Origin of the sequence: Ectothiorhodospira marina (genome assembly GCF_900109495.1) — a bacterium.
Classification (GTDB): Bacteria; Pseudomonadota; Gammaproteobacteria; order Ectothiorhodospirales; family Ectothiorhodospiraceae; genus Ectothiorhodospira; species Ectothiorhodospira marina.
Window position 1 is genome coordinate 35,448 of sequence record NZ_FOAA01000011.1, and the last position, 13,975, is coordinate 49,422.

General features: G+C 51.5%; 20 protein-coding genes. 12 read left to right on the forward strand and 8 right to left on the reverse strand.

The features are described from left to right. Positions 1 to 212 precede the first annotated feature (212 nt). From BMY52_RS15190 to BMY52_RS10090, 4 genes are all read left to right on the forward strand, one after another. A complete protein-coding gene (locus BMY52_RS15190) occupies positions 213 to 809 on the forward strand; it encodes an AAA family ATPase (RefSeq protein ID WP_143050463.1) in 597 nt (198 codons plus the stop codon). Beyond that, entirely contained in the window at positions 806 to 1,516 is a 711-nt protein-coding gene (locus tag BMY52_RS10080; RefSeq protein ID WP_090254027.1) for a haloacid dehalogenase-like hydrolase, read from the forward strand. Before BMY52_RS15190 ends, BMY52_RS10080 begins: the two co-directional genes overlap by 4 nt. Before the next feature lie 23 nt (positions 1,517 to 1,539). Further along, positions 1,540 to 2,118 carry a uracil phosphoribosyltransferase gene (locus BMY52_RS16025; protein WP_425429232.1) on the forward strand — a complete coding sequence of 193 codons (579 nt, stop codon included), beginning with the start codon at positions 1,540 to 1,542 and terminating at the stop codon, positions 2,116 to 2,118. Positions 2,119 to 2,373: 255 nt separating this feature from the next. Further along, a complete protein-coding gene (locus BMY52_RS10090) occupies positions 2,374 to 2,679 on the forward strand; it encodes a hypothetical protein (RefSeq protein ID WP_090254031.1) in 306 nt (101 codons plus the stop codon). A 304-nt stretch (positions 2,680 to 2,983) separates the two neighbouring features. Here BMY52_RS10090 and BMY52_RS10095 read toward each other — a convergent pair whose 3' ends face one another. The 5 genes from BMY52_RS10095 to BMY52_RS10110 all read right to left on the reverse strand — a co-directional run bounded on the left by BMY52_RS10095 (position 2,984) and on the right by BMY52_RS10110 (position 8,701). Then, on the reverse strand, positions 2,984 to 4,900 hold the full coding sequence (locus BMY52_RS10095) for an N-6 DNA methylase (protein WP_218140421.1): 1,917 nt from the start codon (positions 4,898 to 4,900) through the stop codon (positions 2,984 to 2,986). Between the two features lie 38 nt (positions 4,901 to 4,938). Beyond that, positions 4,939 to 6,087, reverse strand: coding sequence for a hypothetical protein (locus BMY52_RS15195; RefSeq protein ID WP_143050464.1), 1,149 nt, complete (start codon positions 6,085 to 6,087; stop codon positions 4,939 to 4,941). Between the two features lie 11 nt (positions 6,088 to 6,098). After that, a complete protein-coding gene (locus BMY52_RS10100) occupies positions 6,099 to 6,332 on the reverse strand; it encodes a helix-turn-helix domain-containing protein (RefSeq protein WP_245740772.1) in 234 nt (77 codons plus the stop codon). Positions 6,333 to 7,111: 779 nt separating this feature from the next. Then, the gene (locus tag BMY52_RS10105; protein WP_090254034.1) at positions 7,112 to 7,420 is read right to left on the reverse strand and encodes a hypothetical protein; all 309 of its coding nucleotides are present in this window, start codon (positions 7,418 to 7,420) and stop codon (positions 7,112 to 7,114) included. Between the two features lie 258 nt (positions 7,421 to 7,678). Beyond that, positions 7,679 to 8,701 (reverse strand): transposase, encoded by a 1,023-nt coding sequence (locus BMY52_RS10110; protein ID WP_090254036.1) that lies wholly within the window; start codon positions 8,699 to 8,701, stop codon positions 7,679 to 7,681. Positions 8,702 to 8,841: 140 nt separating this feature from the next. Between BMY52_RS10110 and BMY52_RS10115 the strand changes: the two genes are divergently transcribed. Continuing rightward, on the forward strand, positions 8,842 to 9,192 hold the full coding sequence (locus tag BMY52_RS10115) for an addiction module antidote protein (protein ID WP_090254038.1): 351 nt from the start codon (positions 8,842 to 8,844) through the stop codon (positions 9,190 to 9,192). A gap of 266 nt (positions 9,193 to 9,458) precedes the next feature. Next, positions 9,459 to 10,061, forward strand: a complete 603-nt coding sequence (locus BMY52_RS10125; protein ID WP_090254039.1) for a PIN domain-containing protein — start codon at positions 9,459 to 9,461, stop codon at positions 10,059 to 10,061. Between the two features lie 68 nt (positions 10,062 to 10,129). On the opposite strand, the gene BMY52_RS10130 is transcribed toward BMY52_RS10125, so the two are convergent. From BMY52_RS10130 to BMY52_RS10140, 3 genes are all read right to left on the reverse strand, one after another. Beyond that, a complete protein-coding gene (locus tag BMY52_RS10130; RefSeq protein ID WP_090254041.1) occupies positions 10,130 to 10,447 on the reverse strand; it encodes a CcdB family protein in 318 nt (105 codons plus the stop codon). Then, on the reverse strand, positions 10,447 to 10,692 hold the full coding sequence (locus BMY52_RS10135; RefSeq protein ID WP_090254042.1) for a type II toxin-antitoxin system CcdA family antitoxin: 246 nt from the start codon (positions 10,690 to 10,692) through the stop codon (positions 10,447 to 10,449). Before BMY52_RS10135 ends, BMY52_RS10130 begins: the two co-directional genes overlap by 1 nt. A gap of 89 nt (positions 10,693 to 10,781) precedes the next feature. Continuing rightward, a complete protein-coding gene (locus BMY52_RS10140; protein ID WP_090254044.1) occupies positions 10,782 to 11,006 on the reverse strand; it encodes a hypothetical protein in 225 nt (74 codons plus the stop codon). Between the two features lie 192 nt (positions 11,007 to 11,198). Between BMY52_RS10140 and BMY52_RS10145 the strand changes: the two genes are divergently transcribed. From BMY52_RS10145 to BMY52_RS10175, 6 genes are all read left to right on the forward strand, one after another. Next, on the forward strand, positions 11,199 to 11,480 hold the full coding sequence (locus BMY52_RS10145; protein WP_090254046.1) for a type II toxin-antitoxin system RelE/ParE family toxin: 282 nt from the start codon (positions 11,199 to 11,201) through the stop codon (positions 11,478 to 11,480). Positions 11,481 to 11,493: 13 nt separating this feature from the next. Next, positions 11,494 to 11,808: a HigA family addiction module antitoxin gene (locus BMY52_RS10150; RefSeq protein WP_090254049.1), complete on the forward strand. Its 315-nt coding sequence runs from the start codon at positions 11,494 to 11,496 to the stop codon at positions 11,806 to 11,808. Between the two features lie 369 nt (positions 11,809 to 12,177). Beyond that, positions 12,178 to 12,501: an addiction module antidote protein gene (locus BMY52_RS10160; protein ID WP_090254050.1), complete on the forward strand. Its 324-nt coding sequence runs from the start codon at positions 12,178 to 12,180 to the stop codon at positions 12,499 to 12,501. A gap of 88 nt (positions 12,502 to 12,589) precedes the next feature. After that, a complete protein-coding gene (locus BMY52_RS10165) occupies positions 12,590 to 12,832 on the forward strand; it encodes a type II toxin-antitoxin system Phd/YefM family antitoxin (RefSeq protein WP_090254052.1) in 243 nt (80 codons plus the stop codon). After that, a complete protein-coding gene (locus BMY52_RS10170) occupies positions 12,829 to 13,095 on the forward strand; it encodes a Txe/YoeB family addiction module toxin (RefSeq protein ID WP_090254054.1) in 267 nt (88 codons plus the stop codon). The genes BMY52_RS10165 and BMY52_RS10170 overlap by 4 nt, the downstream gene beginning before the upstream one ends. Before the next feature lie 184 nt (positions 13,096 to 13,279). Next, entirely contained in the window at positions 13,280 to 13,879 is a 600-nt protein-coding gene (locus BMY52_RS10175) for a hypothetical protein (RefSeq protein ID WP_090254056.1), read from the forward strand. The last annotated feature ends 96 nt before the right edge of the window (positions 13,880 to 13,975 follow it).

Sequence of the window (13,975 nt, forward strand, 5' to 3'; positions counted from 1 at the left end):
GGCAGAGACCACGAAGGGTTGCAGCTCAAGGAAGTCGTTAGCCTTGATGACGTTCGCGAGTGGCTCAATGCGGATCGTGCGCTACCCTCATGTATGACCTGCATCCCTATGATGGGTTTGCCGAGGGTGCCAGCAGGTGTTCAGCCTGATGAACGCCTTGAGCGGCTTGCACCACGGGCGCTGCACATTTTGAAGAAGCGGCTGGAACGATCATGCTTGAAATGAGAACTCGTGAAGAGCGAACGCAGGGCTTTTGTGCATGCGTTAGTGGCGTACCCGGGGTAGGTAAGACCACACTATTGGTTGAGCACACTGCCCGTCACCCGTTTGATTGGCAGATCACAGGCTCGTCCGTGATCAAATCCCTTATTGCCCCAACGACATTTACCGATTTCGACACTTGGCCTGAATGGCGTCGGGAAAAAATACGTGAATCGTCAATCCTTAACCTAAATGGTATCCGCGGGGAGTGCCCAGGTCGCCTTGTCCTAGATGGCCATTTCACTCTGCGGAATCGGGTTACGGGTACAATAGAGCCGATATTTACACCCAGTGACAAGTCCTTCTTCGATGCACTGATTTTCATTGAAGCAGAACCTTGCCAGATACTAGAGTGGAGAGCGCGGGATGCTCGTTGCCGTTTGGGTGAGGAGGTGACGGGGATTGATCAGCATCAATCTCTGGAAAAGCTGGTTGCCACTCAGCTAGCTAGAGAGATGAATGTTCCGCTGCTTGTAATTAATGAAACAAATCTGGAGGCGCGTCTTGGCGCGCTCTCTGCGTTTCTCAATAAGGTCTGTCCACTATGAGAAGCCTCGATGACGATCTTGTTGATCAGCTGTTGCCGGTTGAAGAAATAAAGACCGCTCTCGTGCTCGACGCTGATCGTACGTTGACGCAGATCGACACCGGGAGAGCTGTCGGCCATGCGCTTGCACTCAATTCTGAAATTCGTTCAATCTTTGAGCTTCAGGGTTACTCCAGTGGAGCATTCCTAGCGACAGCTCGCGCTTGGGGGCGTATTCCTGAACAACACTACATGGTCGAGATCGAGCGCGTCGCTAAAGAATGCATTCTCTACCCTTTCTGGACAAGCCTCTTGCCCAGAGTCGCTGGCTTTGTGCAAGTTGTTGTTGTTACATCCGGCATTCCCCAGCTATGGAAGCGAGTCCTCGAAATCGCCGGTCTGCCATGGATTACAGTCATTGGGGGCTGTCGTTTTGGGACAGATAGCTATTTCGTCTGTCCCGAAGGGAAGGCTCGCCTCGTAAGGTGCTTAAAGCAGCGAGGGGTTCATGTTATTGCTGCCGGGGACAGTGTCATCGATCTTCCTATGTTATTGGCCGCAGATAAAGGTTTCATCGTTCCAGATCTTAAGGGCAGTCCCCGGCTCTTTCAGTCCCTAGATGGACTCGACCACAGTTTGAGGCACTTGGCTGTTGATGATCGCAGCTTCGCTATTCCTCGAGTAGAAAGTCAGGAGTTTTTATCCGATCTCATGGAGCAACGATGCTAATCGACAATACCGCGACTTCAGTCATGCGTCTCGCTGTTGACCGTACACGCCAGGGCGCCGTGACGGGGCCAGAACTCGCCAATGCGCACCGCAACGTCGGGCGCTTACTCGCTGCTGATATAGCTAATCAGTTGGCGATAGAGGAATGTATCATCGAGCACAGCACGGGCCCCAGGCAAGACGGCGTACGTCTGCTCAAAACAAGCCAGCCTGTCGTGGTGCCCCTGATGAGGGCAGGGCTCTTCGTTGCCGAAGGTATTTGGGAAATGCTTCCGGGAGCGGCGTTAATGCCATGGTTCCCAAACACAACTGCCATACCTACGCTTCCTAGCGAACGCCCAACGATCCTTGTTGATGCTGTTATCAACTCAGGCCGGTCTATGCAACTGGCCCTTGATGCCCTGAAAGAAAGGGGTAGTCAGAACATCATCGTGGCAACGCTTGTAGGATACCGGCCTACCCTGGAAGCTATGGCAGAGGGAAATCCAACTGTGACATTCGTCGCTGGTCGTGCCTCAGATAGGTCATATTGCGGAAGGGGTGGGACCGACACGGGGGCCCGACTTTTTGGGACAATGAGTTGGGAAAACGAAAATATATAAGAATCTGTGCAGCAACAGGCCTGAGGTCGGTCTTGGGGCGAGCATCTTACATAGTGAGGCAGGGACAGGCATGATTTAAAAAGCGGTGGTGAAGCTGGAAGCACTGCTACCCTGGAATATGCAGTTGCCGGCTTCGAAGGCGGCCTAATTCCAATCCCGCAAGGGGGGCGGTTTATGGGCGTGTCTTTGCGTCGGAGAACGCCAACAACAGCAGCATCCTGATCCGACGGGCAGTGCTCCGGGAACAGTGCTGCCATGCGCCGCAAGGAGTGGATCAAGGAGTGGATCAAGGGCCATCGGCATTTGCCGGGGCGCGGATTCATCCGGGAGTTGAACCGGAGACTGGTGGGGCACTACAACTACTATGGGCTGCGCAGCAACGAGCAGGTGTTGCACAGCTTCTATCAGTGGGCGATCAGCTGTGCTTTCAAGTGGCTGAATCGTCGCGGTGGCAAGCGGAGCAGCTTCACTTGGGCCCAGTTCAACCGGGCCCAGAAGCGGTTGGATGTCGTCTTCCCCCGAACTACGGAGCGACAGCGCGAGCATGTGGCCTTTACATAAGGGAGCGTCCGTCGCGAAAGCGAGTACAACCGAGCCGCGAGGAACCGGATGCGGGAAAACTGCACGTCCGGGACTGTGACAGGGGGGGGCGCCGGCTAACCGGCGTCCCTACGGCGGATGCCTCAATGAGAGGAGCGATCGCGTGACCACTAAATTCAGGGGCAGTGGATAGGCACTCTTGAGTTTTTAATCGTGACCGGCTTGCCGACTACCAGTAACCAATGGGTCTGAGCGGTTACACAAAATTATTTACAGTCTCAACAGCACTCCTGCATCATTATTGCAAAGTACATGGCAGTTGATGTCAGTCGATATCTGCGATATAAATCTTTGCTTTCCTTGTCAGTTCTCTAGATTCAACTCGATCATCGATAGATGTCTTAACGATAGACTCAACTTTTTTCTTCTTTGATTTGTCCTTCGGTATAGGTAGTACGAGTTCAAGAACCCTTTTCCCGATGGAGTCAATGATATCTTGGGTGAATCGCTTTGACTGGATTTGGTCAATGACCGGCTTTGATGAAAGTGCAGCTAAAAGCAAGTATGGTGAAATAACCGTCTCATCCTTGACCCGGATTTTATACAGGTGGCTCTGGTAAACTATTTTTTCATCATACTTCGTGACGTATGCACATGTTCCGATCAAGTAAGTGCCATCTTTCACCATGAGAATATCGCCAGCTCGCACATCCTGCTTCTTTGATAGCTTTTGATAGATAGCTTCTGAGAGACCGTGCTTTGGATCTGTCTTAAGTTCCCAGTTTGAGATATCAGAAGTCCTTACAAAGGGAATCGTGCCAGTACCATATGCGAGTTTGCCAACTTCATCGCCGACTTTTATTTCAACCACGCCTTGCTCTACCAGGTCTCCCAGGCAAATTAAGTCATGGGTTTTTTTCATGAGATTCAAAGCTTCGACGGGTTCAGGGTTGTAGTATCTCGGAGCGAGAACGTTTCCTCTGATGTCTGAAGTTGTCAGATAGTACCCTAAATGGGATTCACCATTACTTGGTTTTTTCTTGGTTCTAAAGTTATCCAGAATAATAGGCAAGTCATCATGCGGGATGTTGTTGCCCCTACTATCGTGACCACACCACTTTGCCTCAGCCATAAAAATCTTATGGTCGTCATTTGCTTCTGACTTCTTAGTCGCGAGCATCAAGCAGGTCTTAGTATGAGTGCCACCTTTTCCAGAGGTTTTAAATAGATTCTCTGGCATACCGGCTACAGCATCAATTCGGGCATGTTCAAGCAAATATTGAACTACGTAACTTCCGGTTGAACTTGATAGCATGCTTTCGGGTACGACTACGCCCATTCTGCCACCAGGTTTCAGTAGTTTAAGGCATAACTCAATGAAAAGAATTTGAGGAGTCGGGTTCGTTGCAAGCTTCTCTGATTTCACACATCGACCAGTTTTCTTATCCAGCGTCCAACGATGAGCCAAATCAAATTGGCGTTTCGCATCGTCGCTACCAATTTTTATTTTTGAGCCGAAAGGGGGGTTGGCGAGGACAACATCAAAATGCTCGTCTAGCTCAAACGGGATTGGATCTCCGTTACGGTCCTTCCTTTCAATTGAGTCGGCGCAAACAACATTACTCTCTCCGAAGGTTGAAAGAGCGATATGGGTGTTTGCTAATTTCGATAGGTATGTGTCCTTCTCAATACCGTAAAGTGCAGCGTTGATGTCAGAATGCGATACGCCGTTTGCTCTCATATGTCGAGCTGAGTAGCTAAGGAAGCTTCCCGCCCCGCATGCAGGGTCGATTATCTTCTCGCCCTTTTGGGGAGCAATGGCATCCACCAGCCAGGATACAGCTCCTGTGGGTGTAAAAAACTGACCCTCTGCGCCTCGTGCATCGGAGCTAACAAACGCCTGATATAGCTCACTGAGAGGATCGTTGCGAGGGTCGTCTAAATCAACTTCTGACAAAGTGTCGTGGATAAAACCAATTGATGCAGGATCAAGCAAAAACTGCTCGTCATCAGAGAAGATCGACTGGACCTGAGACTTTATGTCAGTGAAAGCGTCATGGTATAGCCTAGCCAGGCTTTCATTGTCGGATCGATTAATGCCTATTTCCGGATAATTAACCTTGCAAAACAGGCACTTGACCACCTCATGCATTAGCGATTTGTCCCTAGTGATACCAATTGCCTTGCCTGCCAGGTAATTTCGAATCTCGCGAAATGCCACGTTTAATGCTTTTTTAGTCAACGCTACACCCTCATTTCATGATCTGTTAGCGAGACACTTTACAACAGATCATGAAAATCTTGAAGGTTTATTAAATTCCTTTGCACCATTCGCTTGCAGGTACCGGCAATTAACCCTCGGGTTTCATCCACGCTGAGGCTCCCTTGAATGCGGTTGCCGTCGTACGATATCCAACTAATGTTTGACCCAACATGGCGACCTCCAGCTTTCAGAGGCGTCATATGCCCTACTTGGAATTGAGACTCACCATGGCCACCTCGCCCCAATAGTTCAGAGAATTGAAGTGGCTTGAAGGTGATTGGGCATACCGTAGGTTCCTGATCGAAAAAGAGCCCCGATATAATTAAATCCCTCTTGCCTGCTTCTGGGAACCCCTCAAAATGTGCTACATCAGAGAGTAGCTTTTTCTCGACTGACCAGCATTCCTCGATAGAGGCGCGTTGAAAATCGACATACACACATTCCCATCGCTTAGCACGGTTAGTCTGAACCTCGCCAGTTTGCGACCTGTCCGTTTTATAGCTTTTGGTTTTGATTTTTTTGGCCAGGTCCGAGGATAGTAGTGGATAGATAATGGGTCTCGCTTTTGCGAGCCATGACGCGTCATTTAATCCGGTTAGTTTAACGTTATCGGCTATATGGATAGGCGCTGACGCAGGGTTATAGTAGGTAAAAACATGTTCGTATGAGACACCTCTCTGCACTTTAGAAAATAGTTTTAAGAGCATCAAGTGGGGGGGGGAGTTTGCCAGCAATTCTACGCATTTGCACAATATGTTATAGCATTCATTGAAAGTGGATGCTCGATCATCTTCGCCCGGAGCAAATATTCCCTGGTAATTTTGGAAGCTGCCAGGTCTTGTTTTGGTTATCGACCCAGGAACCCATCTTGTTTTCATCTTGGTGGAAGTTATTTTGAGGTTGGTCAATTCAATACAGAATGCGAATCTTCCCAAGCAAGCCATTGCATACTTGAATTCGCCTGGATTCATCGTCCTTTTTAAGGAATCCAAGCCGCTTCTCAATGGTTCTTCGCATGAGTTGATATTTTCTCCTAGATGAGCCATCAAGCGTCCAAACGCGAAATTTGGTGCTCGATTTCCTATAGATTGACCCCCAAATGCATCGCTAACAGTCTCGAGCTCTAACTCTGTGAATTCCCTATGCAACCATTCCTTAATGCTCATTATAACTCCTGCTAATTGTCGTTAGAATAAGTCGTTTGTATCAGCTCAACCGGAGTCACATCTAACGCTTCTGCGAGTTTGAAGATGTTATTCAGGCTGATGTTGCGCTTGCCTCTTTCTACGCTGGAAACGTATGTGCGATCTAGCCCAGAACGCTCAGCCAGCTGCTCCTGAGTCATCCCGGTAAGCAGGCGAATTCGTTTGAGGTTTTCGCCAAAAACTTGGCTTGGTTCGGTGCTGGCCACGACCGTCCTCTCCTTGAAATGCTTTTTTGATTCTCAGTGTTTGAAGCTTATGAGTCCACGGACTATGAGTCACATATGATGGGGTTGGTCACTCTAAACAAAGTAAGGGACAGGCAGTGCGCCGGGATAAGCTGGCGAGAGATTGGAGGTGCAAATCCTCTACCCGGTAAGGTGTAGCGAACCGCCGGGAGCCCGAGTCATGGGCGGCTGCTCGCGAGGGCAGGGGCTAAACGTTGACAGGGGAACATACAGGCTCGGTATTGAGCTCGGAAATCAAGGTTGGGAATGCTGACCGCGTTATCTGATCGGGAAAGCAAAACTGCCAGCTGCGCTAGACGCGAGCAGCGGGCAGATTCCCCGGAGTCGTAGACCCGGAGCATGTGTGGATGTCTCTCGTACGGAACCTGGGAGACCTCGTGCGCGAGGCAGCGATGCCGCTCCTTGCCCAAGGTGAAGAACCGATTGGCAAGCAGAGCGTGACGAGGAGTCGCATGAGGCAGCATGAGGCAGCATGAGGCAGGGACAAACGAGCATGAGGCAGGACACATGAGACACACATGAGACAGGGACAGGCATGATTTAAAAAGCGAACTCTAGGTGTATTGTTTGGGTTTTCAGTCAGAAGATAGTGTCGATCATGCCGTCATAGTGCATTTATTGAATAGAAAGTTTTCTATTCGGCCTTGCAAGTTGATAGGTGGGATATTTTGGCAATAGGACTTCCGCCACATCTGCGTGGAGTGACCGGTTTGAACGCGTGATGACGGTATTTCGGGTGGTCAGGTAATAATCGGTGGTTGGAACAGTCGCCTTGCTTCGCTGATACCCTTCACGAACTTGCGCTCGAATGTTGCAATCGTCTGTTTCAGCTTCTCTACCGAGCCTAGCATGACAGGTGTTTTTATTATCGCCTCACCACGTAGGTGGTCTATCAGGCGATGGGGGGCAAGATGGAGGCGTTCCAGGATGGGCGGTGCGGCCGCGTGGATGGAGCCGCGTTTGCTTTCACGGATTTCCCGACCGGTCCAGTCGACCGGTTCCAGATAGTCGGGGAGGGTGAAGCCAAATACTGTTTGGGTGCGGGTCATGGCGTTGTGGGACCAGTCTCATCAAAGAGGACACAACAAGGCTGGGACAGGCATGATTTAAAAAGCTAATTCTAGGTGCATTGTTTGGGTTTTCAGTCAGAAGATAGTGTCGATCATGCCGTCATAGCGCATGTATGGAGTAGAAAGCTGTCTACTCGGCGTTGCAAATTGATAGGTGGGATATTTTGACAATAGGACTTCCGCCACATCTGCGTGGAGTGGCTGGTTTTGAACGCGTGATGACGGTATTGCGGGTGGTCAGGTAACAATCGGTGGTCGGAACAGTCGCCTTGCTTCGCTGATCTCTTTCACGAACTTGTGCTCGAATGTTGCGACAGTCTGTTTCAGCTTCTCTACCGAGCCAAGCATGACAGATGTTTCTATCATCGCCTCACCATGCAGGTGATCCATCAGGCGATGGGGGTCAAGATGGAGGCGTTCCAGGATGGGGGGCGCAGTTGTGTTGATGGAGCCGCGTTTGCCTTCACGGATTTCCCGACCGGCCCAATCGACCAGTTCCAGATAGTCGGGTAGGGTGAAGCCAATACTGTTGGGGTGCGGGTCATGGCGTTGTGGGACCAGTCTCATCAAAGGGATGGGGTTGATGGGGACCTCATCTGTCGGCTTTGTCTGCTTCGGTGCCATGTCGCGTAGGCGTTGCTGGATGGAGGTGAAGTCGGAGGCTTCCGGTGTGTCGGCCATCTTGGCACGTACCGGGTTGAGGTCCACATAGCTCATACAGGCCAGCACGGCGGCATCATCGAGTAGGGCTTGGCTTTTGAAGCGACTCTCCCAGAAGTGGCCCTTGCAGTGGTCTTCTTCATTGGCCCGTCTGGCCAGGTATTCATTCAGGCTGCGCATGAACCAGGAGATGTCTGTCAGGCGTTCGCGCCAGGTCTCGATGATTTTCTCGGCCTTGATGTTCTCTGCGTTGCTGGTGGTTTCACCACATCGGTAACGGGTGACCAGCACTGGCACACTGTAGAGTTTTCCCCAGTGTTTAATGACTTGCTCACTATCCCAATGTTTGGCTTTGCCCTGATCGATGCGCAACACGACATGATAGTGATTCGACATGATGGCATAGGCGCAGATCTCGATGGCGAAGGCATCAGCGAGTTCACGCAGGCGCTCGGTCACCCAGCTTTTGCGGTGTTCGTGGCTCTTGCCGGTGAGGGAGTCTTCGCCACAGAGAAAGGCACGGCGGACACACCGGGATATCGTAGTATGGTAGTAGGGAGTGGCTTCGGGGCAGATGAGTTGATGTCTGGCGCGGGTCATGGGTTTCCTCCTTGAAAACCGATTCCGGTCTTGTCTCTAGTCTAGTTGTGTGTATTATTCAGTCAAGAAGAAATGATGGCTGTCCCTGTTCTAGATATCAAGGCCGCACTGCGCCTCGCGCGCAATCTGTAGGGTGACCCATGAAAAAGACAGCTACGTCCCGCTACGATGTTGCTGAGCATCTCCGTACGCCGGAAGAAATGGCAGCATATCTGGACGCGTGTATGGAAGAGGCAGAGGGTGACGCCGCCTTTATTGCAAAGGCGCTTGGTGATATCGCCCGTGCGAGAGGGATGTCGCAAGTGGCACGTGATGCAGGTGTTTCTCGCGAAAGCCTATATAAGGCGCTTTCGGGTGAGCGGACTCCGGGGTTCGACACGATCCTTAAGGTCATGAAGGCGCTCGGTCTGAAGCTGCATGCCGAAGCGATACATATTCCAGATCATGCCCACGAAGGGGCTGCAGCCGGCGCTCGTCCCATGCGCGGGTGAGCGCTGGCTTTTTATCTGTATACGTTCGGGAATCTGCATCCTCCGGATTTGCCCGGGTGGCCCCAGTTTCCAGGTTTGGAAGCTGCGGACGGCCTGACGGTCCTCTTACCCGGCGGTGTGTCGATCACCGGCCTGCATGCCGGTAATGTGGATCTGCTGGGTGTGATTCTGAGGCAGCTGTGATGCGCAAGCCGTATCTGCGCCCATCGCACAGGAGGCGCGGGCGTTTAATCCAAAGGTAAAGCCAAAAGCAAGGAGGGTTCTGCTTGGCAACGAACTATGTTCTGATAGATTTTGAGAATGTGCAGCCGAGCAACCTGGAGGTCCTCAAGCAGCATACTTTCAAAGTGGTGGTCTTTGTTGGTGCAAACCAAGCAAAAGTACCATTCGAGCTGGCTGCTGCTATGCAGGCCCTCGGCGATTCAGCGCAATACATAAAGATCGCCGGCACTGGGAAAAATGCGCTGGATTTTCATATTGCGTATTACATTGGTGAGTTAGTAGCCAAGGACTCTAGCGCTTATTTCCACATTATCTCCCGCGATAGTGGTTTCGATACGCTAATCAAGCATCTCAAAACGCGTGGCATCAAAGTCCAGCGCGAGAGCGACTTAGCAGAGATCCCCATCGTAAGGATGTCGACTGCCACTTCTACCGAGGACATGGTCTCTGCGATCGTTAAGAACTTGATCGGTCGTGGGCAGTCGCGGCCTCGTAAGGTGAAGACGCTCTCAAATACGATCAACTCGCTATTTACTGAGAAGCTATCGGAGCAGCAGCTAACTTCGATCGTTAAAGACCTTGAGTGTCGCAAGTACATAAAGGTCAGTAACGGGAATGTCTCATATCAGTTGCCACAACAGTCCTAACAACACTCGGCACGGTGTGAGCCTTTGCTCGTTGGGTTGGGTTAAACCGAAAACCGCTGTTTGCGGCCTCAAAAGCCGGTGATGGCAATATCCAAGGCGCCAACAATCTGATCTCTAAAATGGGAGAGGGAGCCAACGGGGCTTTTGAGATGCTTTTCTGGCACAGAGGAAATTTGGGGCGTGAGCAGTATCAGGTTCTGTTCGGCAAAACTGATTTCCGGTGTGAGTCCTTGCATGGCTTCGCCTCCAAATGCGGAGCTTTTCCCCAGAGGAATAACGATACGAGTTGCCAGGTCGCTCAGGAGGCTGCTCTGAACGTCGACAAGGTAAGGGTAGTGCGCTTGGCTGACTTTGCTGGGGTTGGGGTACACATCGAACTGTGCCATCAGAATTCCCTGAATTCATCACCGAAGCATCCGTATTTTTCCACAAAATCGTTATAACGTTTTATCGCGGCGCGATTTTCCTCAACCCATTGAACTGCTTCCTGCCTGGAAAGCTCTTCTATCAGTGCTCGCTCCAGGGTGGCAGACAAGTTAATGTTCAGTTTCCTGGTTTTACGCAGAAGATCGCTATTGATTGAGAGGTTCGCTGCTTTTTTGGGTGCGGCTGCATCGTAGAGTTCCGCCATGAGGGCCTCCAGGTGGCGCTTGGACCATGCTTTGATCGTATGCGCATGGCAATGCGCATGCAAGCGTGCAACCCATAGAGCGATCGGTTTCAGCAGTCACCCTGCTCAGTGAACCACGTCTCCAGGGCATTGCCGAGCCACGTGACCACCGGGCGCCCGTGGGCTTGGTCCGCCTCCAGCGCGCTGAAGGTCATCCACCAGGTGGCTTCCGGGTGGCGGATGACGCGCAACCTGCCGCTGGCCAAGTGCTCGGCGATCAGGGGCAGGGGCAGGTCACCCCAGCCGGTTTCTTCCATGATCCGGTGTGCGGACATCACAGGTACTCCTACAGGGGACTTTCAACCCATCCGTTCATGCCCATGCCGGGCGTACTGCGTACACAATCGGCTTCACAGCGACCGATTTTCCGCTGCTTTGCAGCTCCAAACCGGCGCGTGAGCCGGGCGTTATGCAGTCATTCTCATGCCTCATTGACAAGCGTCACGTGACGCAATACACTTTGTTTCATGATCAAATCCTTTGCCGACAAACAAACCCAAGAACTCTACTCCAAGGGCAAGTCAAAGAAATTTCCTGCGGATGTGGCTCCGAGAGCCGCTAGAAAACTTGAATACGTGGATCTGGCTGTACAGCTAGAGGATTTGAAAGTGCCGCCCGGCAATCGCCTTCACCCGCTTTCGGGAAACAGGCAGGGGCAGCACGCAATTTCAATCAATGATCAGTGGCGTATCTGTTTTCGTTTTGAAGATGGTGATGCGTATGAAGTCGAAGTGTGTGACTACCACTGAGTGAGGTGATGATATGGCGATTCTTAATACGACCGGTATGCAACGCAAACCCACACATCCGGGTGAAATGCTGAGGGAAGATTTTCTTTCAGATTATGGACTGACGGTTTCAGGGTTGGCCGAATCTTTGGGTGTCTCTCGTCAGTCAGTTAATGAATTACTGCGCGAGCGTCGTGCTGTCACCCCTGAAATGGCGCTCCGGCTTGCGCGTTTGTTTGGTAATTCGCCGGAATTCTGGCTGAACGCACAACGGTCTGTTGATCTTTGGACTGCCGCGCAGTCGATCAAGGAAGAAGTGGATCGAATCAAGCCGCTACATGCTGCATAACCAAGCCGTGGTCGGTGGGATCTTCTACAATCTTGACATGGCGTATCCATACGGATACGGTATGCGATATGTATACCTTCCTCCGCACACCTGAGTTCGACACGTGGCTGAAGAAACTTCGTGATCCGGTAGGAAAAGCACGCATTGTTGCGCGAATTCGGTCTGCAGAGGCCGGCAATTTTGGGGATTGTGAGTCCGTCGGAGGGCGTGTATCTGAAATGTGAATACATTACGGTCCTGGATATAGGGTGTACTACGCGCGGGAAGGAGAAGTTATATATTTGCTTTTGTACGGCGGCGATAAATCAACTCAAAGGAAGGATGTCATCAAAGCCACAAGCTTAGCCGAGAAGTACCGAGGATATTGTGATGAGTAAAGTGACCAAATTCGATGCGGCGGAATACCTCGATAGTGAGGAGGTCATTGCTGAGTATCTGAACGCTGCTCTTGAAGATAAAGATCCAAATGTGTTCCTGGCGGCAGTCGGAGATGTAGCAAAGGCACGAGGAATGGCTCAACTTGCTCGAGATACAGGGCTTGGACGAGAAAGCTTGTATAAGGCGCTCACCCCAGGAGCTAAGCCACGATACGATACAGTTTTGAAAGTTATTCGTGCTTTGGGTGTGGGAATGCACGCGTCACCAATTCATCAAAAAAGCGATCCCAACAAAGAGCTTCAACGGACGCGCTGACGCGCGCCGCTGAGTATTGCCGTTCGTCTTGACGTACGTACCTATAGGCGTACACTGGATGGAGGTTTGAACACGCAAAAGGTGCGTCATGACGGGAATCACAGCAACTGAGGCGCGCAGCAACCTTTATCGGTTGATTGACGAGACTGCCGAGTCCCACCAACCCATCGTCATCATGGGTAAGCGGAACACAGCCGTCCTGGTATCCGAGGAAGACTGGTCTGCAATTCAGGAAACACTTTACCTGCTCTCCGTACCAGGTATGCGGGAGTCTATTCGTGAGGGGATGGACACCCCTGTGGACAAATGCGATGAGGAGCTGGACTGGTGACATGGAAGTTGGTTTACACCAAGCAAGCCCAGAAAGATGCAAAGAAGTTGGCATCCAGCGGCGGCCTTAAACCAAAAGCTCAGGAACTTTTAGCGCTGATAGCGGAAGATCCATACCGCAAGCCGCCTCCGTTTGAGAGGCTCATTGGTGATCTTGCTGGGGCCTATTCACGCCGCATCAATATTCAGCATCGACTGGTCTACCAAGTGCTCGAGGACGAGCGAGTGGTGAAAGTTCTCAGGCTCTGGAGCCACTACGAATAATGCATCATCGGATAACCGGGGGTTTTTCTCCCTCGGCCTCCACAACACCCCGCATGCGGGGTCGGCAGCGTCTGGTAAATCCGGAATGACGCCCAACCAGTCAGCGTCCCAGCCGACCGGCTACTCGCTTCGCTTGCAACCGTCGGGCCTGAGCACATCAGTTATATCTTTTGAGGTAAGTTCTATGCTAACCGAAGAACAGAAAAGACATCGAAACCGTGCTAACCGGGCACGAAGAGCTCTTCTTAAAGAGAAGGAGACGTTTGGTGCGATTTCAGACGGGTCCGGGAAACGTTACCAGGTGTGTATAGACTTCGTTCTCAGTGATGCGCCGGAGAAAGCGGTCGAGTTTGTGGAATGGTTTGAACAGGAATTCCCCGATGATGTGGGTGACCCGGCATTCTTCCTATATGCCGCATTGGCGTACTATCGTGTGGGAACGCTTGGCAAAGCAAGAAGGTATCTTCTGGATGCGATGTTGAGCAATATCTATTTGCTTCCCCACTTGTTCGCGCAGCCATTACCAAAGCAGGATATGTGGCACTCATCCAACTTGGTTGAGCCGGACTTCATCGAAATGATCGAAGAATTTCTGGATGCACCGACAAGTGAGGAGCGGGAATGGATGCGTATGCAGTTCGAGGGTGAACTCTTCACGGAGATTCGGGAGAAGTACATAGAAACATTCCGGGCCTTGCAGCACACCAGAGAGCGTGATGTCCGCGGTCGGATTCTTGGAGACTGGAGAGAGTATTTATCCTCTCGTCGCGATCACGAGATATAACCAGGCCATGCACCGGCGCGAAAGCCTCCGCGTCGCGCTTGGAAAGCGCTTGAACCCATGGCTCTCGTGCATCCTGCCTTCGCTGAGGTTCCGCCG